This is a genomic window from Paenibacillus sp. FSL R7-0163, assembly GCF_037969975.1.
Classification (GTDB): Bacteria; Bacillota; Bacilli; order Paenibacillales; family Paenibacillaceae; genus Paenibacillus_AQ; species Paenibacillus_AQ odorifer.
On record NZ_CP150224.1, the window covers coordinates 2,744,657 to 2,764,735 of the forward strand.

General features: G+C 45.1%; 20 protein-coding genes and 1 pseudogene. 4 read left to right on the plus strand and 17 right to left on the minus strand.

Going from position 1 to position 20,079, the window contains the following annotated elements; translation table 11 throughout:
* Position 1: 1 nt before the first annotated feature.
* The 6 genes from NST45_RS12065 to NST45_RS12090 all read right to left on the minus strand — a co-directional run bounded on the left by NST45_RS12065 (position 2) and on the right by NST45_RS12090 (position 4,667).
* Positions 2-754 carry an amino acid ABC transporter ATP-binding protein gene (locus NST45_RS12065; protein ID WP_076144090.1) on the minus strand — a complete coding sequence of 251 codons (753 nt, stop codon included), beginning with the start codon at positions 752-754 and terminating at the stop codon, positions 2-4.
* A complete protein-coding gene (locus NST45_RS12070; RefSeq protein ID WP_036677282.1) occupies positions 751-1,461 on the minus strand; it encodes an amino acid ABC transporter permease in 711 nt (236 codons plus the stop codon). The genes NST45_RS12065 and NST45_RS12070 overlap by 4 nt, the downstream gene beginning before the upstream one ends.
* Complete coding sequence (locus NST45_RS12075; RefSeq protein ID WP_076125555.1) at positions 1,458-2,243, minus strand: amino acid ABC transporter permease; 786 nt, start codon at positions 2,241-2,243, stop codon at positions 1,458-1,460. Before NST45_RS12075 ends, NST45_RS12070 begins: the two co-directional genes overlap by 4 nt.
* 33 nt (positions 2,244-2,276) lie before the next feature.
* The gene (locus NST45_RS12080; RefSeq protein WP_036677286.1) at positions 2,277-3,134 is read right to left on the minus strand and encodes a transporter substrate-binding domain-containing protein; all 858 of its coding nucleotides are present in this window, start codon (positions 3,132-3,134) and stop codon (positions 2,277-2,279) included.
* Positions 3,135-3,138: 4 nt separating this feature from the next.
* A complete protein-coding gene (locus NST45_RS12085; RefSeq protein WP_036677287.1) occupies positions 3,139-3,654 on the minus strand; it encodes a GNAT family N-acetyltransferase in 516 nt (171 codons plus the stop codon).
* Between the two features lie 119 nt (positions 3,655-3,773).
* Positions 3,774-4,667, minus strand: a complete 894-nt coding sequence (locus tag NST45_RS12090; RefSeq protein ID WP_076144092.1) for a LysR family transcriptional regulator — start codon at positions 4,665-4,667, stop codon at positions 3,774-3,776.
* Positions 4,668-4,961: 294 nt separating this feature from the next.
* Between NST45_RS12090 and NST45_RS12095 the strand changes: the two genes are divergently transcribed.
* Positions 4,962-5,501 carry a GNAT family N-acetyltransferase gene (locus NST45_RS12095; RefSeq protein ID WP_036677290.1) on the plus strand — a complete coding sequence of 180 codons (540 nt, stop codon included), beginning with the start codon at positions 4,962-4,964 and terminating at the stop codon, positions 5,499-5,501.
* A gap of 104 nt (positions 5,502-5,605) precedes the next feature.
* On the opposite strand, the gene NST45_RS12100 is transcribed toward NST45_RS12095, so the two are convergent.
* From NST45_RS12100 to NST45_RS12135, 8 genes are all read right to left on the minus strand, one after another.
* On the minus strand, positions 5,606-7,543 hold the full coding sequence (locus NST45_RS12100; protein WP_339825688.1) for a hypothetical protein: 1,938 nt from the start codon (positions 7,541-7,543) through the stop codon (positions 5,606-5,608).
* Positions 7,544-7,756: 213 nt separating this feature from the next.
* A complete protein-coding gene (locus NST45_RS12105) occupies positions 7,757-8,773 on the minus strand; it encodes a sugar kinase (RefSeq protein ID WP_076309427.1) in 1,017 nt (338 codons plus the stop codon).
* The gene (locus NST45_RS12110; RefSeq protein WP_076184626.1) at positions 8,766-9,521 is read right to left on the minus strand and encodes a KDGP aldolase family protein; all 756 of its coding nucleotides are present in this window, start codon (positions 9,519-9,521) and stop codon (positions 8,766-8,768) included. Before NST45_RS12110 ends, NST45_RS12105 begins: the two co-directional genes overlap by 8 nt.
* Entirely contained in the window at positions 9,514-10,626 is a 1,113-nt protein-coding gene (locus tag NST45_RS12115; protein ID WP_076125569.1) for a DgaE family pyridoxal phosphate-dependent ammonia lyase, read from the minus strand. Before NST45_RS12115 ends, NST45_RS12110 begins: the two co-directional genes overlap by 8 nt.
* A complete protein-coding gene (locus tag NST45_RS12120) occupies positions 10,580-11,713 on the minus strand; it encodes an amidohydrolase/deacetylase family metallohydrolase (RefSeq protein WP_076125570.1) in 1,134 nt (377 codons plus the stop codon). Before NST45_RS12120 ends, NST45_RS12115 begins: the two co-directional genes overlap by 47 nt.
* Before the next feature lie 144 nt (positions 11,714-11,857).
* Positions 11,858-12,751: a sugar phosphate isomerase/epimerase family protein gene (locus NST45_RS12125; protein ID WP_036677301.1), complete on the minus strand. Its 894-nt coding sequence runs from the start codon at positions 12,749-12,751 to the stop codon at positions 11,858-11,860.
* Positions 12,752-12,776: 25 nt separating this feature from the next.
* On the minus strand, positions 12,777-13,634 hold the full coding sequence (locus tag NST45_RS12130; RefSeq protein ID WP_076099219.1) for a sugar phosphate isomerase/epimerase family protein: 858 nt from the start codon (positions 13,632-13,634) through the stop codon (positions 12,777-12,779).
* On the minus strand, positions 13,631-14,689 hold the full coding sequence (locus NST45_RS12135) for a Gfo/Idh/MocA family oxidoreductase (RefSeq protein WP_036677306.1): 1,059 nt from the start codon (positions 14,687-14,689) through the stop codon (positions 13,631-13,633). The genes NST45_RS12130 and NST45_RS12135 overlap by 4 nt, the downstream gene beginning before the upstream one ends.
* 123 nt (positions 14,690-14,812) lie before the next feature.
* Here NST45_RS12135 and NST45_RS12140 point away from each other — a divergent pair, with 123 nt between their 5' ends.
* Entirely contained in the window at positions 14,813-15,682 is an 870-nt protein-coding gene (locus NST45_RS12140) for an AraC family transcriptional regulator (RefSeq protein WP_076099220.1), read from the plus strand.
* A gap of 70 nt (positions 15,683-15,752) precedes the next feature.
* Here NST45_RS12140 and NST45_RS12145 read toward each other — a convergent pair whose 3' ends face one another.
* Complete coding sequence (locus NST45_RS12145; RefSeq protein ID WP_036677310.1) at positions 15,753-16,256, minus strand: DUF1572 family protein; 504 nt, start codon at positions 16,254-16,256, stop codon at positions 15,753-15,755.
* A 276-nt stretch (positions 16,257-16,532) separates the two neighbouring features.
* Here NST45_RS12145 and NST45_RS12150 point away from each other — a divergent pair, with 276 nt between their 5' ends.
* Entirely contained in the window at positions 16,533-17,102 is a 570-nt protein-coding gene (locus NST45_RS12150) for a hypothetical protein (RefSeq protein WP_076099221.1), read from the plus strand.
* A 23-nt stretch (positions 17,103-17,125) separates the two neighbouring features.
* Here NST45_RS12150 and NST45_RS12155 read toward each other — a convergent pair whose 3' ends face one another.
* Positions 17,126-18,115, minus strand: a complete 990-nt coding sequence (locus tag NST45_RS12155) for a zinc-binding dehydrogenase (protein WP_339826151.1) — start codon at positions 18,113-18,115, stop codon at positions 17,126-17,128.
* Between the two features lie 131 nt (positions 18,116-18,246).
* Here NST45_RS12155 and NST45_RS12160 point away from each other — a divergent pair, with 131 nt between their 5' ends.
* Positions 18,247-19,101 carry a LysR family transcriptional regulator gene (locus NST45_RS12160; protein ID WP_339826154.1) on the plus strand — a complete coding sequence of 285 codons (855 nt, stop codon included), beginning with the start codon at positions 18,247-18,249 and terminating at the stop codon, positions 19,099-19,101.
* 104 nt (positions 19,102-19,205) lie between these two features.
* On the opposite strand, the pseudogene NST45_RS12165 reads toward NST45_RS12160, so the two are convergent.
* Positions 19,206-20,033 (minus strand): annotated as a pseudogene (locus NST45_RS12165) (SUMF1/EgtB/PvdO family nonheme iron enzyme).
* Positions 20,034-20,079: the final 46 nt, after the last annotated feature.

Consider the following 20,079-nt stretch of genomic DNA (forward strand, 5'->3'; position numbering starts at 1 on the left):
CCTATATGGAATAGTTAAATTCAGGTGTGATCCGCTTCAGGAACTGCTTCGTTCTTTCTTCGCGCGGATGGTTAAACAGCTCTGCCGGAGTCCCTTCTTCAACAATGACGCCTCCGTCCATAAAAACCACATGATTCGCCACATCACGAGCAAAGCCCATTTCATGAGTCACCACAATCATTGTGATGCCTTCCTTGGCAATTTTACGGATGACGGCCAGCACCTCACCCACTAACTCTGGGTCCAACGCCGATGTGGGTTCGTCGAACAATATAACCTCCGGCTCGAGTGCCAAGGCACGGGCAATGCCAACCCGCTGCTGCTGGCCTCCGGACAGCTGACTTGGATAGGCGTCCAGCTTGCTGCCAAGACCAACCTTTTCAAGTAGAGCAATACTCCGCTTTTTCGCTTCTTCCTTCGGAAGCTTTTTGACAATCAGCAGTCCCTCCATCACGTTCTCCAGCGCGGTTTTATGGCGGAATAAATTGTACTGCTGGAACACCATTGCCGTTTTTTGCCGGAGCAGATGAATCTCCTTTTTACGGGCATGCTTGCAGTTCACTTTGAAATCGCCGATGGCGATCTCTCCGCTGTTTGGCTTCTCCAGATAATTCACACAGCGTAAAAGTGTCGTTTTTCCTGAGCCGCTGGGACCGAGAATGACGACAACTTCACCCTTCGTCACCGTTAAATCTATATTGTTGAGCACCTGATTCCGACCGAATGACTTCGAAATTTGCGCAAGCTTGATCATGCTACTCCACCTCGATTGTACAGATTAATTCTTTTTTCAATCAGCGACGTCACGCGTTCGATCAGGAACGTAAGTCCCCAGAAAATCAGTGCTGCCGCCAGATAAGCCTCAAAAAACTTCCAGTTCGTTGAAGCAACAATTTGCGCCTTAGCATTGATATCCACCACCGAAACGGTAAAAGCAAGGGTAGATCCATGCAGCATACCAATTACCGAATTTGACAGATTGGGCAGACTCGCCGCCAGCGCCTGAGGAAAAACAATCCGCCGCAGTGCCTGGGGCGTGGTCATGCCGATAGAATGTGCCGCTTCCAACTGACCGCGATCCACCGCAAGCAGACCGGAACGGACGACTTCGGACATATAGGCTCCCGCTGTAATCGAGAACGAAATATAGGCAAAACCGATCATCGGAATCGATACTGACCTGAAGCTCCAGCCGAACTGTACCGCCAGACCATCGATTAATACGGGAAGCCCAAAATAGATGAGCAAAAGATGCGTCAGCATCGGTGTCCCGCGGATGAACGTAACATAACCGACAGCCAGCGGATACAGCAGCGGAATTCTGTATATCCGGATCAACGCTACAGCCACACCAATCACAAATCCAATGAGTACTGAGACAACAGTAATAGATAAGGTCACAGGAATTGCACTTAAAATTTGCACCAGAGCAGTCCAGATAAAAGATGGGTCCAGCTTCATAATCCGCTACCTCCTTTACCCGGTCCAAGTTCAGCAATGATGCGGCGGTAGGACCAGCTTTTGTTGATTTTGAACGATTTTTTCTCCGGTGTATTCCGTTTCTCATGCCGCAGCAGCCGGCGTTCTGCTATAAGCAGCAGTTTCTCGATTGTAAAGCTGATGACCAGATAGATTAGCGCAAGCGCGATATACGTTTCAATAAAATGCTGAGTTAAGCTGCCTAGCGTCTGTGCTTTACCTGACATTTCCATCACCCCAAGAGTAAAGGCCAATGACGTATCTTTCAGTAGAGCAATCACCAGATTGGAGAATACCGGAACTGCGATTCCGAGCGCCTGCGGCAGCACGATTCGCGTAAAGGCTTGAAACCCCGTCATTCCTGTAGCATAAGCAGCCTCTACCTGCCCCTTATCCACCGCCATTACAGAAGCCCGGATCATTTCGGACATGTATGCCCCCGTATGCAGCCCGTAAGTAAGTATCACAAAAACAAGCACGGGAGTCCGGGTCATATCGACATGAACCAGCTTCATAATTTCGGGCAGACCATAATAAAACAAGAAGAGCTGGATAAGAATCGGAGTTCCCCGAAAAAAAGAAATATAGATTTCGGAGATGGTTTTTAACACAGGCACTTTATAAAGTCTTGGCAGAGCTACGAGAAAGCCGACAAGAATTCCTGTCAGTAGAGAACAGGCGACAATCAGAAGCGTGGTGCTTAAAGTCCCTAGTAACTTAGGCAAAAACGAAAATACAAAGCTGATATCAAACTGTGCGCCCATATATTCCCTCCCTTCCCGTGCTCACCGGCTCAATCATTTCACCGAATCCGCTGTAACATCCGCACCTAACCATTCCGTACTAAGCTTGCCTAGTGTGCCGTCTGTCTTCAGCTCTTTAATCGCACTGTCAATCGCATCTGACAGCTTTTGTGAATCGGCATCATCCTTACGGAAAACATAGAGAATGTCCGCGGAGGACAGCTCGTCGCCCGTTGCTTTTAGCTGATTCTGCGGATCAATGATCGGCAGGACAAAATCTGCAGCCAGCGTTGCGTCCACACGCCCAGTACTGATTTGTGCGACGGTATCATTCGCTGCACCATTCTGATACACGATATCAATCGCATTGTCATTCTCTTTATTGTAGTTCTCGAGTATTTGTGCTTGTGCACTCGTTGCACCTACAAGCACCTTTTTCCCTTTGAGATCATCAAGCGATTGGATTGAATTATTATCCTTTGCCACTACAATGCGGTTTCTCCAGTGGGCATAGGCTTCTTTGTTAAAAGAGTACTTCAGCTCCCGTTCCGGATTTTTCTCCATGACATGGGCGACCAAATCGATTTTTTTGGTTTCCAGGCTCAGCAGCAGATTGCTGAAATCCATGGTTTGAAATTCGAATTCATATTCTGGCAGCTGCTTATCGATTTCTTTGAGCAGCTCCACATCAAATCCGGTGAGTTTGCCGTTCTCATCTATGAAGCAGACTTTCGGAAAAGCAGTACCCGTGCCCACAATGATCTTAGTTACCTTTGCCGAATCCTTTGCCGGTGCCGCAGCTTCTGCTGCATTTCCCTTCTGATTGCTGCTAGCGCTGTTACTGTTGTTTCCGCAGCCGGCAATCGCCAGTGTCAATATCGATGCAAATACTAGTGAAATGGACTTTTTCATTGTTTTATCCCCTTTGAATGAACTGTGGTTTGTCTGTAAGTGTTTTTTTCAGCAGATACATAATGCCGTCACCATTCTGCTGATCCAGTTCTAGAAACCGTTCGTACCCCCGGCGTTCATACATTTGAACCAACCACGGATGTTTCTTCGCCGTTGCCAGCGTGACCGCAGCCGAACCTAACTGTCCAGCAATAATGTTCTCTTCCACCCAATCCAAAAGTTTTCCACCATAACCTCTGTTACTGTAATCTGGATGAGCAGCAAACCATTTGATAAAAGGCAGTGGGCTAATCTTCTTAATCTCTTCTTCCTTTGAAAGGGTTATGGTCGCAACTATCGTTCCGTCAACTTCAAGCACATAACACTCATTCGTAGCTATATTGTCTTCAATAAGCGCCAAGTCGGCTGTGGCCGCCGGCCAATGCAGCCCAAGTTCACGAATCAGCTGATAGGCACGATATGTAACATCCAGCAATTGCTCCGCATCCTTCAGTTCTGCCAGCCTGTATACCTCACTCATCACATGCCCTCCAGCCTTTCGAAAATTAACTTTATAATCCCTATCGAAATAGTCGTGATTATATGCAATTAACTTTATCACTGCATGTGTCCATGCGCTAATAGAGTTTTTTAATACATCTATACAATTAGTCGATCTCCCACTTTACCAATCCCCAGTTCTAGCAGGGTTTTGATGAATTCTGCGTTCTCTCCATTTAGCGAAATCAGGCTGGTTCGCAAGGAGATGCCTTCCGTCTCCGCAATATCCACCCGGATCAGTGACCCAACCGCCACTTCCTCCTGCACACTGAGGGCGGGAAGAAAACAGATGCCTGCTTTTTTCAATACCAGCTTTTTGGCTGTCTCCAGGTTATCTACCTGATATTCAATCTTCGGCGGCTGTTCCATACTCTCAAAAACACGATGCAGCCGCATCCAGTCCAAAGAGCCACATTCAAAAAAAACCAACGTCTCCTGGCGGATATCCTCCAGTGAAGCCCGCTGTGCTTTAGCAAAGCGGTGTCCCTCATGTACATACAGTGAGATGGGGTCCTCGCAGAAAGGAAAGGTTTGAATTGCCGGATTTACGATCTTACGGATAAAAGCCAAATCAAGCTCCTTCGATTTCAACTTTTCAGTCAATACTTCCGTAGAAGCTGTCATCAGCTTGATTGTGATATGAGGATATCTGCGCTTTAAATGGAGCATCAGATGGGGCATTAAATAATTGGAAACCGAGACCGTACTGCCGATTCTCAGTTCATTTGGAATGTGTCCCTTAGCCTGAACCTGATATTTACCGTTCTGATAGATCTGGAGAATCTGCTGGGCATAGGGAAGAAACTGTTTACCTTTATCCGTTAGGTTAATCTGCTTGCCCAACCGATCAAACACTTTGCAATCCAGTTCCCTTTCTAGCGATTGAATCCGGGCCGTTACTGTCGGCTGTGAGATATATAGAACTTCGGCCGCTTTATTGAAGCTTCCATAATGGTTAATGTAGACAAAAGCCTCAATATTTTCAATGTTCATCCCTAATCCCCCTATGCTTTTATTAATTTTACTATTCCGATGTAAAAACAATGAATTAAAGCGATGCTACCCTATAGATTTTGTTTATATCTTAGTCATCACCCTATTTTTTGTCAACAATTAATTCCATGTAAATCAATCGGATTTTGAACTGAAAGTCATGTTTATTTCATATAGAACTTTTCTATTCCTAAATCAGAATTATGAAACCCCTCTTATACCACTAGGATTTATCATGTATAATAATTTCATTCGAATGAACATTACATTTGTCTGAAAGGGGATAGCGAAAACATGTCACAAAAGATCATTATCCGTGAAGCGGAGAATAAAGATCGAAATGCTATCGCCGATTTGCTGTTAGATGCATACCACCAATATTCGGAGATCATGCCTGAGCCGTTGTGGCTGGAGTATCGGAAATCGCTTCTTGATTCCGTTCATGGTGATACCCCGCTCGTTCGGATCATCGCTGAAATCGACAAGAAAATCGTTGGTAGCGCACTCTTGTTCAGTTCCTCGGAAACGGCTTACGGGAAACCGGAGCTCGGGATTCACTCCCCTATCCTACGTCTGCTAGCCGTATCTCCATCCGCTCGTGGTCTTGGCGTTGCAACCCTTCTGATTCGCGATGCTGCACGGAGATCACTACAGTTGGGTGCCACCACCTTGAACCTGCACACCTCGGAAATGATGTCTTCAGCCATCAAACTGTACCAGCGCTTAGGCTTTAATCGTGCGTATGAGACCGATCTTATGAACGGTGACACTCTAGTACAAGGCTTCCGGCTAGACCTGCTGTCCTCCGTCCGTTCTACAGCGGGACAAATATAGAATTCGAGAATTCTTAAATATTTGTCTTTTAAATATAAAAAGAAGCCTCGGAAAGCTTACCCAATGATCTTGTGTGATCGTTGCGGTGAACTCCCGAGGCTTATTTATTTTTCTTTTTTATAAGTAATTTCTTTAAAACTCACAGTGATTTCCCCCGTATTATCGGCATCGCCCATTCGAAGATCTGTAGAAACGGTAGCACGGGAAGGGATGGACGAAAAGCTTGCCCCCTTCTGCTTCTTTTTTACATCATAGAGATAATAAGAAACATCCTTAACATTAAGCCCTATATTATCCTTGTGCATAAGTTCTACAGTATATGACTTTATCACGGCTACATTAGCGTCCATCCACCCCACAACTTCAATAGCCGTATCTTCATGATTGCCTTCAGTCTTAATGGATCCGATGGAAAGACCATCCTGATTATAAAAATTAATTTTTTGTGCAGCTATTTTCAGATAATCGATATCGATGTCAAGAATTCGGTTTTCGTTGATCTCTGCTGTATCCATCCAGGCAATCGTGCCCGCCGGGTTCCACTTTATTTTCTCAGAAGGTACATATTGCTCTTGTGGTAACGGTACAGTACGTAGCGAAACTCCTTTATTATCGTAAAAAGTTAATTCGCCGCTCTCATCATCATGTACAAATCTCTTAAAAGTTGGTGAGAGGAACATGGATGGCGCCCCGGTCGTCGAATGTGGGATTACGCGATATTTCAGAAGATGGACATCGTCCTTTCCTGTTTTCAGATCAAAGATCCATACATTGCCGAGATAACTCTGCATAAACAATTTTTGCTCATCAGCTTTCCATTGAAATTTATAAATGTAATCATAATCATCAGAAAGCGGCCAGAAGTTTTCCCGAAGTCGTTCAATCTTTCCTGTAAGAACATTATATGAGGACAAATGATATTGCCCAGCTTTTTTCGTCACATCCGATTCCAGAAATAATAGATGATCCTCATCCAGCGGGATTAGCATATTATAGTTGCTCATAAAAGCATTATTCCATAGATTATTGGAATCGTTGAGCTCGTCACTCCATTTCACCTTTACCTCATCCGTAGCAGGATCATGGGCTAATAAAGCGTTGACAGCATTATGGTCGCCATAGAAAAGATGAATGGTATGATAAGAGATCCCTTGCAGTTCAACTACTGCTCCACCGTTTAACAGATAGTTATTTTCGGATAGGCCAACCGGTTTGGCCACCAGATCTCCAATAGAGTTCCGTTCTGTATTAAACTCCAAACCATTAAATTTTGCTTCCGAGAACAGAATCTTCTTTAACTCGGCAGTTGATTCCTTAGTAAGTGTGTAGCCTGTATCCGTTTTGTTCACATTCATTAACATGCCTTGCTCGCTTGTCTCGTTAATCCATAAATGAAAGGCATATTTATTATTATCTGAAATTAGAACGATATCGTAGTTAGGCGTTGCGGTATTTAAATTCCCTGGTATTTGTTCAGCAGTACGGATGGCTCGGACGAAAGTATCTATGGTTTCATGATCTGTGTATTCATCCTTTATGTTAGCATTCACTGAACCATGTGCTAGAGCGTTTGCTAATGTGATTCGCTTGATGGTCTCATCTAATTTTAGATTATCTGATTCTACTTGTTGTTCAGTTGATTGAAATAAGGTAAGCAAAGCAGCCTTATCCGTTTCAGATAACTTGTAATGCCCATTTACTCCTGATTTGGTGAAAAGACCATTATTATTGCCCATAATCCAGAATGAGAATTTTTCGTTTTCTTTACTCTTCAATTCAACAGTAACCTCATAATCAGGTGCTGCAATATCAAGCTTCGCGTTGTCATACTCAGCAGTATGTATAGCTTTATTGAAACGTTCTATTAGCTTTTGGTCCGTTATGGTTATTAATCCGCCGCTATCATTATGGATTGTAATGGAGTCCACAGAACTCAGATCGATTAGCTTTTTATTCGCTTTATCTTTACTCCCTGTATTGGCACATCCAACAAAGATTATTGAAATAACTGCTAAAAGGGCTAGTAGATTTAACTTTTTCATATAGGCTCCCCCTTCTTATTCTCTCTTCTTTGACGCCGGATAGAGGATAAAGTTGCAAAAAATGAGATTTTACACCTATTTAAAAAGATCTAATTAAGCCAAATCTAGCCTGTAACCATTGGATCTGATTCTTGGCCTGAACAAAAGTACAGTGTTTGTAGCGATAAAAAAAGCCACCGCACAGGCCTGTTCTCCTGTAAGGCAGCTTCTTCTTTATCTCATTATATCTTTTACAGCACCCGTCAGTACACCAATAACTTCTTGCTCGGAGGCCAGCGGAGAGTCTCCTTCTACTGTGTGGGCTAGCATTCCGGCCGCGGCCGCAAAGGCTACAGTATGCTGAGGATCAAAACCTTCCAGCTCACCATGAATTATACCACTGGCATAAGCATCTCCAGCCCCGACTCTATCAAGCACCGGAAAGCTTAAGGTCTCGGAATATGCGAAGCGACCGGATTTGAAGATATAACCGCGCAATGAATGGCGGTTATCATCATGGATGGACCGATGCGTTCCTGCTACCGTACTTAGACTGTAGCGTGAAGCTACTGTGGGAATCAGCTCCTGAAGTTGTTCTTCTCTTGAAGTTCCTTCGGGCTTCATACCAAGGATTAGCATTGCGTCTTTTTCATTCATCAGCACGATGTCGGCCAAATGCAGCATGTCTTCGTAATGGGAGCGCGCCAGCTCATAGCCTCTCTCCCCCCAGAGCGATGGGCGGTAATTGCAGTCAAAAACGACTAGACCACCGTGTTGCTTAACCGTTTTTGCATAAGTTTTCATCGCTTTTCGCACATCATCGTTCATTGCCAGTGTTATCCCGCAGAAATGAACAGCATCCGCGAGGTCTGCCAGCTCTGCGAATGGATAAGTACCCGGAGGAGCAGTATTGAAGCTGCTCTCCGGGCGACCGGAATAAGTCACTCGGGAGGGGCGAGCCCCGAATCCGTTTTCAAGAAAGTACATCCCTATACTTGAGCCCCCGCGTTGGATATGCTCCGGCTGGATGCCCAGTCGCCGAAGATAGGCTGTTGCTGCGTCACCAATAGGATTCGCAGGCAGTCTGGACACCAAAGTCCCCCGATGTCCGTATCGGGACAATGCGGACAGTACATTGACTCCGGTGCCGGAGAACGAATACTTCAGCAGGTTACCCTGAGATAACAGTTCAAAGCCCGGTACCTGTAGCCGCATCATTATTTCACCAAAAGCGGCGATATGTTTAGGCATATTGATCTGCCAGCTTTTTCATCGTCCGATACAGCTGTTGTATGTCCGCCACTCTCGTTCTTCCGCTCTGCGGATCGATGATCGATGTATAGACATGGGGAATCACCTGCGGCACTCCCGCTTCCAATATAATAGACAAGATCTCTTCAAAGTTGTCCAGATCGATACCGCCGGTCGGCTCCAGCGCAAAACCCTCTTCCGCACAGGCTTTGGCCACAGCGATTAGCTCCGCTTTACGGCTCAGCCCCTGCATCGGAAAATACTTTAAAGCATTTCCGCCCATATCCCGAACCAATGCAATCGCCGCATTTACGGGAATTACAGCGGGTACAGATTGTGCCGCACTGGCCGGGCCGGTGGAGATATTCACAAAACCAGGTTGTCCCGTTGGTGCGATCATGCTGTTAATCCAACTATCTTTCGCTCCAAGGTTAGCACGGGTCGCACCAACTGCTGGGAATACCTGATTAATGTGGCTGCCAGCATAGGATTTGACAATCTCTGCAACAACAGCAGCTTGCCGATTATCACCCGCACCTAGTCCTATTGATACCGCACCGTCAATTTCCCGCCCATATGCCTCCATCGCCTGCACGGCTTCTTCTACCGTTGCATAGTCTTTGGACAATACACCGACCAGTACATAACCTTCGGCAGCAGCAAACACCTCTTTGGCATTTTCTATATCCTTAGCCAATACGTTTAAGGCCACCCGACCTTTATAGAACCGCTTGTTAATTTCAGACATTGCTTGCCCCTCCTGTCAATTCCCTTATCCTCGCTGTAATCATTTCTATGTCATCACCCATTAGCGGACGCGGGTCAATATCAAAATAACCTTGCCTTACCCCATAGTCTCTAGTGTAAATAGCCACTTCACCTTGTTGAAGCTGCTGGGACAGCTCAAGTGCTGTTATTGCGCACTGATTCGGGTCCACATGGATGCGTCCACGGTAAATCGCCCGGCCTGCTTCATCCTGCACGATAGTTACCCGAATTCCGGGAAGCCCATCGAGCGGCATCAGCAATTGGAGCGTAGCTTTTTCCTTTTCGCTTGTATCCTGTTTGTGAGCATATTCATCCAACGCTTGCATCAGGCCGAAGGATGTTTCCTTACCAACCTTCATGCTGCGTCCAATGCCGTGAAGCTGCACTTTTAGCCATTCAATATAAAGACGTTTTCCCGCCACAAGTCCGGATGTTGGACCTTCTATGGCTTTGGAGCCACTATAAATGACCAGATCGGATATTTGCACGTATTTCTGCAGATCCTCTTCCGCTGCAGCATCTACAATAAGCGGGACGTTATGAGTTTGAGCCACAGCCCAAGCTTCCTCTACAGAGATCATATTCTTCTGAACGGCATGATGAGATTTGACATACAAGATAGCCGCAGTCTGATCCGAGATCGCAGCAGCCAAATGCTCCGCCCGTCCTTCATTGGCATAACCTGCTTCCACCACTTTACCGCCGCCGAGATAAACCATGGTTTCCACTGGTGCACCGTATTGTACGTTATGACCTTTTAACATCACAATTTCATTTCTAAAAATGCTATCCTGATGGAGCCGTAGACTTGTACGAATATTACCGCGGGTTACCAGCGCCGCCACGGATAAAGCAATTCCACTGGAAGCCGAGTTCACGATCACCGCTGCTTCAGAACCTGTATGACGTGCAACATAATCCCCCGCTTTATCCACCAAATCGGCGATTTCCACATAACTCTGTCCGCCTTGACGCATAGCTTCCATCACCGTATCGGTCGGTGCCGATACCCCGAGGATGCTCATCCGGCCGCTTGCATTAATAACTCTTTTCAGGCCGTATTTCGCATTCCATGTATTTGTCACCTATGATCACTCCTATTGCTTGAATGGTTTGCTGTGCTACCCGGCGTTCCCCCTCAGAATCTACCAGTTCAATCTTCTTATCCGTCACACGAAAAAGGGTCAGATTCGCCTTGTTATTGATCCGAATCTCCCCAAGTTCCGGGCGTCCCAGCCACTGGGCTGCTCTGCTTGTCACCCGTGCAATTGTATCTTCAAGGGAATATCCCAGTGCAAGGAATTTGTTCAACAGATTCGCCATGGAGTAGACGGGACCATTGATACGGTTGCCTCTGTATATGTCTGTGCTGATCGTATCCGGATCAATACCGTTTTGTTTGGCCGCCTCGGCCACAGCGAACGAGAAGCTAGCCGTACCATGTCCCACATCCAAGTGAACTCCACGCTCAATAGCATCTCTCAGCACTTGGAGCGGTCGATTCTCCTTATCGAACAAATTGTTGCTTTTACCATTTAGATAATGGGTTATCACGTCGTTGCGTTGAAGTAGCGGTAAAACCTCACGGATATCCGGCGGTGCGGAGCCTATATGTACCATCAGCGGCAGCCCGGTCTTTTCCGAAAGCTCCAGTGCATGTTGAAGCGGTTGAATGCCATTGTCACCCACTACGCTTTTGCTGATTCTGGCCTTCAAGCCTACGATAAATTCAGGATAAGCAACTACCGCCTGAAGCACCTTTTCATGATCAATCCACTCTAGTTGGGACAACTCGTCAATTCGCATCAGGCCAATCTTTGAAATGTTAAGAAAAGCAAGCAGTTGCGTTGCTGACTTTTTCCCCGCCTCTGCCAGCTCACCAATACGCTCCGCTCCGCAGCTACCTGCGTCCACGAGCGTAGTCACGCCACATTTGATTCCGATTTCATCGATCTCGTCTCCATACGGATTCAATTCTGCAAACGCATGTACATGCAAGTCGATCCAGCCGCTAGAGACATACGCCCCATTGGCTTCCACGACCTTGAAACCATGGTCTTCGGCGGTGCCACCGGGAACAATCTGGACTACGTTGCCATCAGCTATGACAATGTCCACTTCCGCTCCATTCAGGACTTTCGCCCGGCGGAGGAGCAAACGTTCTGCTGTCATCGTCACACCTTCTTTCCAAATTCAGAACATTACCGTCCTAGGTCTTTCCCGCACAATCTATAACACAAACAGTCCCAATGGATGTAGGATCTTTTTTCACAGGGACTGTTTGAATGAACTATTTATTCTTTATCACTACCGTGTTCAGACCCGAAAACCCTTTAAAAAATTCACAGCCTGGCGGATATCTTCCTCCGGATTAGTGCCAACTTCCCGTTCTATGGTCAGGAATCCTGTATAACCGATGTCGTTCAGTGCTTGCAGATAGTTGTTCCAATCAACAGAACCCGCTCCGAGCGGAACTTCACGGAATGCCGAGCCGGTCTCGGCCATTTCAGCGATTTTCTCATGGTCTAATGCTGGTGCTTCATAACCATATTGACCGTAAACATCGCGTGGATCGATATCGGCAAGCTTGAGACCATCTTTAGCATGGGTGTGTACAATGTAGTCTTTTAGAGTATGAACACCTTGCACCGGATCATCACCAGTCACCATGACCATATTGGCCGGATCAAAATTAACGGAAACCCCTCTGGAACCCAGACCGTCGAGGAAAGTCTTCAGACGTGCAGCGGGTTCTGGCCCAGTCTCAATCGCAAAATAAGAATTCATCTCATGTGCATATCTGCTAAGTTCCTCACAGGCAATGTGCATGGTTTCATAAATTTTACTGGCTGGGTTAGAGGGAACAATACCGATATGTGTAGTTACGATATCTGTACCTAGCTCCTTAGCCAGCTCCATAATGCGCTTGGACTTTTCAATTTTGGCACGGTTCTGGGCAGGATCCTGAAAGCCATGTCCGCCTAAATCTCCAACGAGGGCAGAGATTTCTAAACCCAGCGAAGCAATGTAATCCTTCCATTCACGGCGTGCTGACTGAGAGAGAGTAGCGGGATCAAATTCGCCTTGCACCGCATAAATCTGAACTCCATCTGCCCCAGCTTCTTTTGCCTTACGCAATCCCTCTTTCACTCCAACCTGAAAGCTGTCTACGATAACACCGATTTTATTAGTGATAATTGGCTTAACCATGGCAATAATCCTCCAGTATAATGAATTAGATTTGGTTCCAAACCCGCTTGATGTATTCCAGCCCCAGTCTTGTTCCCTTACGGCACTCTTCCATTCCCTCAAATTCTACAGAGATATATCCGTCGTAACCGCTTTCTTTAACGATTCGAATTACACTTGGCATGTCGATGTCTCCTTGACCAACGATGGCACCTCTCAACCAGTTCCCACCGGAGGATTGGAACCAACCTTCGCCAGGCTGGCGGTCTTGTGGACGAATATAGAAATCTTTGAAATGCACCATCGAAGCAAGCTTGATGTTGTTAGGTACAGCTATTAGCGGGTTCTCATCTGTGCACAGGAAATTCCCAATGTCGAGTGTTGTACGGAAGTTGTCTCTTCCTACGGCATGAACCAGCGCCTGTACACGATCGCTGTGCTGAATAAAGTATCCATGATTCTCCACACTGGTCGTAATGCCCAAACCTGAAGCATAATCGGCAATTTCTCGGCAGGCTTCAGCCAAACGTGGAAGCTCTTCCAAAAAATGCGTGATGGATAGATCGTTTGAGGAGGCTACATCATGCCGCATCCGCTGAATGCCTAATGCCGCGCACACGTCTACTTCCCGCTTTACCCGCTCGACTTCCCGCTGCATTTCCGCTGTCTCTAGCCCGGCAAAGTTCGCCCCGATAGCATAATTGGATAACTCTAGTCCACGACCCGCTGCTGTTCGTACAATCTGATCAATTAGCTCAGGATTTTCAACCAAATTGATACCCAAGGGTACAATCTCCGCATGTTCTGCGCCCAGATCGGCGATCGTCTCAATGACTCCTTCAAGCGTGAGCTCACCCGTCGAAAAAGCTGAATGCAGACTGTAAGTGCTGATTCCTAACTTCATAGTTTCACCTCTTCACCTTTGGCTGCGGATTCATAGATCGCGCCGAGTACCTTCATGATTGTAACGCCGTCTTGCACAGGACTAATCGGTGTAGAGCCGGTACTGATGTTGCTCGCAAAATGATTAATTTCATTCTGGAATGCACTGTTGAACTCAAATCCTTTATTATCAGTCTGCGGATAGGTATTGACGATCGTATCCGCCTGTTCTTTAACGATGACTATCTCAGGATCGATTTCAAAACCACCCTTGTCCCCGTACAGGCGTACTGAGCGCTCGTCTTCTTTGGCATGCAGTGTAAAGCTGACATCGACCATCAGCGAAGCTCCATTCTCAAAGCGAATTAGTGCATTTGCTAAATCTTCCACCGTATTGTTCGCTGCGTCGTAATCCGCGGCTTTATAGAAAGAGAGATTCTTAATATTAGAACGATTGCCGAGCTTCCGGTAGGTATTGGCACTTACCGATACTGGATTCGGACGGCCCATCAAATACCAGCAAAGATCGATCACATGGACGCCAATATCGATCAGCGGTCCGCCGCCTGAGCGTTCAATATCACTGAACCAGCCGCCGGGATTGCCTAGTCTACGGAACGTCGTTGCCTTTGCATAGTAGATTTCGCCGAATTCTCCTTGTTCCACCAATGTCTGAAGGAGCTGGGCATTGGAGTCATAACGTCGTACAAAGCCTACTTGCAAAATCTTGCCGCTCTTTTCCACTGCTTGCTGTACCTGAAGCGCTTCTTCAACCGTACGGCAAAGCGGCTTTTCCACAAGCACATGCTTGCCTGCCTCAAGCGCCGCAATGCTGATCTCGGCATGAGAGTTGTTCCATGTGCAGATGCTGACTGCATCTATTTCGGAATTGGCCAGTAGTTCACGATAATCCGTGTATACCTTCTCGACGTTATATTCTGTAGCAACTTCGCGTGCACGCTCTTCATTCAGATCACATACCGCATATATGGTTGTCTGCGGATTATTCCGATAAGCACTTAAGTGCATGCCGGAGATAGAGCCCGTACCTATCACGCCAATTTTGATCTTATCCATTAACACTCGCTCCTTTATTTTGCATAGGTTATGATTCGTATTATAATGATTTCAACCCTAAACACCATGCAGAGCCTTGCGGTTTCATTTGTACAATTGTGCTATAGGAGGTGCAGTCTATAAATGTTGGACTATGATAAACATCTACAGGAACCCATGGACATGCCGGATCCCGAGTTTCCGATTAAAGTACATACCCAGCGCTTCAACCAAGAAGGAGTTATGTTGTTCCCACATCACTGGCATGAGCATCTTGAGTTTATATTTATTGAAAGTGGTGAGGCTGTTTTTGAGTGCGGACGAACACCGATCAACGTTCGAACTGGCGATTTAGTTGCTGTGAACAGCAACGAGCTGCATTATGGGGTAAGCGCTTCTTCTGATTTATTGTATTATGCGATTATTGCAGATACTTCTTTGCTGCATAGTGCGGTAAGCGATGCTGCCGAAACCAAGTTCATCGCCCCGATTCAGCGGAACCAGCTGCTGTTACGTAACCATATCCGGGGGGATCAACATATTACAGACTGTGTGTTGGCGATTATCCGGGAACTGGAACGTCGCGAATTTGGTTACGAGCTGGCTGTCAAATCCGAGTTATACCGCCTGCTAACGCTGTTGTTGCGCAGACATATCGTCACCGTACTCTCACAGGCTGAGCAAGAGAGGCGTATTCAGACCGTTGAACGCTTCGCACCTGTTTTGCGTTATATCGATACCCATTACCAGGAGCCGATTCAAGTTGACGAACTTGCGGCGCTAACGGGTCTAAGCCGCTTCCATTTCAGTCGTCTCTTTAAGGAACTAACTGGGCATACGATATCGGAATATGTAAATGCTGTCCGTTTAGACCGTGCAGATTATTTGCTCCGCCATACCCAGCTAACGATTTCTGAAATCGCTACCACTACTGGCTTCAGCGATATCTACTATTTCAGCCGAACCTTCAAAAAGCATAAAAAAGTAACACCTAGCAGTGTAAGGGGATTCTAGTTAGAGTGAACAAAGGACTGCCTCTCGGCAGTCCTTTGTTATTGTATGTATCGTTCCTCTAGTTAAACTATCATTGCCATACAAGCTGTCCCTTTCTTATTTTTGCTGCATAAATGATTTGGCCTGTATGATAATGGACTTCTCTCACCATCGCTATCATGAGATTAAGAGCAGTAGTCTCGTTATTTACTTGGCTATATGTAAGTGGTGGTAAATTAAGAAAGGGTTGTGACATCAATAACTCCGGGTTAGATTGGAGCCGTTCAAGATATTGGATGATAATATCAAAAGCATCCCTGGTCATGGTTATGGCTTGTTCTTTTGTCATTTCTAGGCCTCTTTCAAACTCCCTCTCCCTATCTCTAGTATCCGGAATATCTAAAAGGATGGTTTCAATTCGTGAGTGTACTGCCCCGCTAATATGAGCAACCAAATTTGCAATACTGTTACTTTCCACGGTTGGGGACCATGTAATATCCTCTTGGGTACATTGCTCGATTGCTTGGAGCGTCCATTTCTTTTCCGATCTAAATTTGACTAACATACTTTCAATTAACTCAATGGCGATATCCATTGCTAACCTCCTATTAATAAAACCTATGTATAATTTTACCAAACACATCTCCTCTGTCAAATGAAATCTAGTCCCAATGCTATTTTTATGCCACAATGTTTTGTTACATTCTTATCCTGGCTCCTGAGAAAAAATAACTCTTTCATTTAACACCAAGAAGATCAGGTTAGGGTAGTTCCCTCTACTGACCTTCTTTTATTTTATTAATTGTGTAAAAGAAACTATCTTCCATCTTATGGGTATAATTAACATAAAGCTCTATAGGAGGGAAAATCATTGAGAAAATTAAGGAAGCTGATTCTTTTAGGATTTTGCATCATGATTTTACCGGGAACCGTGATTTATGCTGCAGCTGGCTCATCTGAAGTATCATTATATTTGAATAATGTGCTTCAAAAACAGCCCGCAATATTATCCGAAGGTTCGATTTCCTTGACGACTGAACAGTTGTCTAAAGATTTATTTGCACTATTCGCCTTGGATGAATCAGGTAAAACGGTTCGAATCTACAAGCCTAATATAAACATGGTTATGCTCGATAATAATGGAGAGATTTTTGGTAAAGTAAAAAGCCCGTCACGTTTTGCATTTTCTACTCTATTACAGGTGGATCATTTAAAAGCAGAAATTTCAGATATTAAGGTTGTGATCACCGATCCTGCGGACAAAACAGAAACCATTGATGCTCAACAAATTAAGAACAGCGAAGAAAACTTTTGGTTCAAAACCAACGAGTATACATATTCCTTTAATACAAAGGGCACCTACACTATTCAAGTGTTTTTTAAAGATGTGGCTTCGAAGAAGTGGTTTCCTGTCTCCGAAATCGATATATTTGGCATTTGAATTCCAGTTATAAGGGACTCAGCTCATTCTATTCTTATCGCAATATTACCAAATTGTTCTCCCTGCTGCATTCGGTGAAATGCCTGAACTGTGTCTTGTAAAGGATACACTCGATCAATGATAGGTCGAATCGAATGATGTTCCATAAACTGAAGCATATCCGCAAACTCTTCACTACTTCCCATTGAGCTACCTATGATACTAATTTGCGGGAAAAATATGGCTCGCGTCGGGATTTCCATTCGATCTCCTGAGCTTGCACCTAACGTGACAATACGTCCATTGGGTTTAATAATATCAAAGTAATGTGGGAACGTCGCAGGCCCAATGCTGTCGAGGATGAGATGAACGGTGTCTCCATTCATGCTTTCCTTCCAATTGCTATGACTGTCAAAAGCATGGTCAGCTCCATGAGCGAGTGCAGCTAGTCTTTTCGATTCACTGCGTGAAGTGACACTGATACGTGCACCCACCGCTGAAGCCATCATCATGGCATAAGTCGCAACCCCACCACCAATGCCAGGTATAAGAACGCGTTCACCTTTCTTTAAGCAGCCTCTAGTAAACAGCGCCCGATAGGCTGTTAAGGCTGATAAGGGCAGCACGCCGGCTTCTTCCCATGACAGGTAAGCTGGCTTGCTGACGGCATTTTGCGCTGGAATGATGATTGACTCAGCGAATGTACCCTCTGAAGGTCCCCCTATAATGGCTGGAACGTTAGGAACATTGTCGGCATATTCCCATCCGATGCACGGATTAATGATGACATCTTCACCAACATTATGATCAAGTACACCTTCACCTATTGCTTCAATTCTCCCCGCGCCATCAGAGCCGATAATCAAAGGAACATCCTGTTTTGTTCGGTCATCCATGATAAACAAGTCCCTGTGGTTCAGCCCTGCAGCCATTAACCTAACCTTCACTTCTCCAATCCCCGGTTTTTTATCCATAATCTCTTTATAGTTCAAGCCCTTCAGGCCACCTTCTCCAGCATGTACAATGGCTTTCATCATCCAAGCCCCTTCCTCAAGTTGTTATTAATGAATCTATAATAAATTTTACATAGTGGGTGTAATCCAGTAAAATGATCAAAACTGAAGGTGACTATCATAAATCATCATACCAAGAAGGTGCAAAGGAAATGGAAAGTGGAGATTTGAGAATATTTCAAGCGGTTGCTCGCGAGGGTAGCATAACGAAGGCTGCTCAAGTCTTGAATTATGTCCAGTCAAATGTGACGAACCGGATTCAGTATCTAGAAGCTCAGCTGAAAATCCCCCTATTTCGTCGATCCAATCGAGGGATGACGTTAACGCCGGCAGGTGAGAACTTACTGGTATATACAGACAAAATATTATTACTAATGGACGAGGCTGTGATAACCACACAATACTCTGAGCACCCTGCTGGTCCGCTCCGTTTAGGTTCCATCGAAACAACAGCGGCTACTCATCTGACACCTCTGCTAACCGAATATCACTTACGATATCCCGAGGTTAATCTATCGCTTATAACGGGAGAAACGCATAACCTCTTACAAAAGGTGCTTGATTACCAACTAGATGGAGCCTTTGTTTATGGACCCATTGACCAGCCTGATATAGAACATGTTGTTGCTTTCGAAGAGGAGCTGGTGCTTATCTCACAACCAGGTAAGAGCGAAATGCGCGAATTGCTTACAAAGCCAATGTTGTTTTTCGACGTCGGATGTACACATCGTGCCAAAGCTGAGAGTTTCCTAAATGAAAGCGGGATGAGCTCTTATAAGATTATGGAATACGGAACATTAGATGTAATTCTAAGTGGGGTTTCAGCTGGACTCGGCGTGTCAATGATGCCCCAATCTTCGATTTCCAAGGCCGAAGAGGCGGGAGTAATTACTTCCCACCGTCTGCCTGAAGGATATCGAGATTTGCAGGTATTGTTTGTGTATCGCCGGAACGCGGTTTTTTCTAGTGCGTTGTCAAAATTAATCCAAATGATCGAAGAAATATAGCAAACATACATATTGGGGATTGATTATATTCGAGCGCAAAGCTTGTTTATTAATCAAACCCTTTTCAGCTTTTTACGATTATACTTGGTATGTCTTGTTCCCATTTACTCACCACGAATCACTCGAAAACCTTGATCAGGGCCCATACCATTCGCTTCGAACTTTCCCCGAAATGAAATCTCGTTGTTGCTAATGCCGCCGATCCACCCGCCACCCTTTACAACCCGAAAAGAACCGCTCTTACTATCTATATCTCCGTACCAGTTCCAACACCATTCCCTAACATTCCCTGACATATCGTAAAGACCTAGCTCATTAGGTTTTTTGCCACCAATAGATTTTGTTTTGTTATGGTTGTTTTCTATGATCGGCCAGTTCCAATCTCCTGATAAGTATTTGTCTCCAGCGTTTTGCCAATACCATGCTACTTCATCTGCTTTATTGCTTCCACTGTAGGTGTAACTTTTGCTTAACTGTCCTCCACTTGCAGCATATTCCCACTCTGCTTCAGTAGGCAATCGGTAACCATTAGCTCCTGCATTGAGCGTTACTGTCCATTTTAAATTATCATTATCACTCTTATTATTCGGATCTTTTTTATTTTTATCTATATTGTAATAGGGTTTGAACCCCTCTTTTATACTTCTTTTATTACAGTAATCTATTACGTCATACCAGTTAACCATTTCTACTGGCAAGTTGTCGCCTTTGAATGCTGAAGGGTTGCTTCCCATTATTTCAACCCACTCTTTCTGAGTAACTTCATATTGCCCGATATAAAAATTTGATATAGTTGTACTTTTCTAGTTGGAATTTGTGTTAATGAAAGCCCCGCCTTTGACTAATACATAAGTATCCTTCTGTTCAGGCTTTTCTTGCGAACAAGCGCTGATAACAACTACTATTAAAAGAGAAATTAATAGTTTTCTCATGGATATATCTCCTTTCCAACCACTGGTATGTAGTTAAGTATCATTT

Excerpts from the sequence above, each read along its gene's own strand:
- NST45_RS12140 (WP_076099220.1), top strand. The coding sequence starts at position 14,813 with ATGTTGGACTATGATAAACATCTACAGGAACCCATGGACATGCCGGAT.
- NST45_RS12085 (WP_036677287.1), bottom strand. The coding sequence starts at position 3,654 with ATGAGTGAGGTATACAGGCTGGCAGAACTGAAGGATGCGGAGCAATTG.
- NST45_RS12145 (WP_036677310.1), bottom strand. The coding sequence starts at position 16,256 with ATGGATATCGCCATTGAGTTAATTGAAAGTATGTTAGTCAAATTTAGA.
- NST45_RS12135 (WP_036677306.1), bottom strand. The coding sequence starts at position 14,689 with ATGGATAAGATCAAAATTGGCGTGATAGGTACGGGCTCTATCTCCGGC.
- NST45_RS12155 (WP_339826151.1), bottom strand. The coding sequence starts at position 18,115 with ATGAAAGCCATTGTACATGCTGGAGAAGGTGGCCTGAAGGGCTTGAAC.
- NST45_RS12090 (WP_076144092.1), bottom strand. The coding sequence starts at position 4,667 with ATGAACATTGAAAATATTGAGGCTTTTGTCTACATTAACCATTATGGA.
- NST45_RS12120 (WP_076125570.1), bottom strand. The coding sequence starts at position 11,713 with ATGACAGCAGAACGTTTGCTCCTCCGCCGGGCGAAAGTCCTGAATGGA.
- NST45_RS12160 (WP_339826154.1), top strand. The coding sequence starts at position 18,247 with ATGGAAAGTGGAGATTTGAGAATATTTCAAGCGGTTGCTCGCGAGGGT.
- NST45_RS12100 (WP_339825688.1), bottom strand. The coding sequence starts at position 7,543 with ATGAAAAAGTTAAATCTACTAGCCCTTTTAGCAGTTATTTCAATAATC.
- NST45_RS12065 (WP_076144090.1), bottom strand. The coding sequence starts at position 754 with ATGATCAAGCTTGCGCAAATTTCGAAGTCATTCGGTCGGAATCAGGTG.
- NST45_RS12075 (WP_076125555.1), bottom strand. The coding sequence starts at position 2,243 with ATGGGCGCACAGTTTGATATCAGCTTTGTATTTTCGTTTTTGCCTAAG.
- NST45_RS12125 (WP_036677301.1), bottom strand. The coding sequence starts at position 12,751 with ATGGTTAAGCCAATTATCACTAATAAAATCGGTGTTATCGTAGACAGC.
- NST45_RS12070 (WP_036677282.1), bottom strand. The coding sequence starts at position 1,461 with ATGAAGCTGGACCCATCTTTTATCTGGACTGCTCTGGTGCAAATTTTA.
- NST45_RS12095 (WP_036677290.1), top strand. The coding sequence starts at position 4,962 with ATGTCACAAAAGATCATTATCCGTGAAGCGGAGAATAAAGATCGAAAT.
- NST45_RS12080 (WP_036677286.1), bottom strand. The coding sequence starts at position 3,134 with ATGAAAAAGTCCATTTCACTAGTATTTGCATCGATATTGACACTGGCG.
- NST45_RS12110 (WP_076184626.1), bottom strand. The coding sequence starts at position 9,521 with ATGTCTGAAATTAACAAGCGGTTCTATAAAGGTCGGGTGGCCTTAAAC.
- NST45_RS12105 (WP_076309427.1), bottom strand. The coding sequence starts at position 8,773 with ATGCCTAAACATATCGCCGCTTTTGGTGAAATAATGATGCGGCTACAG.
- NST45_RS12130 (WP_076099219.1), bottom strand. The coding sequence starts at position 13,634 with ATGAAGTTAGGAATCAGCACTTACAGTCTGCATTCAGCTTTTTCGACG.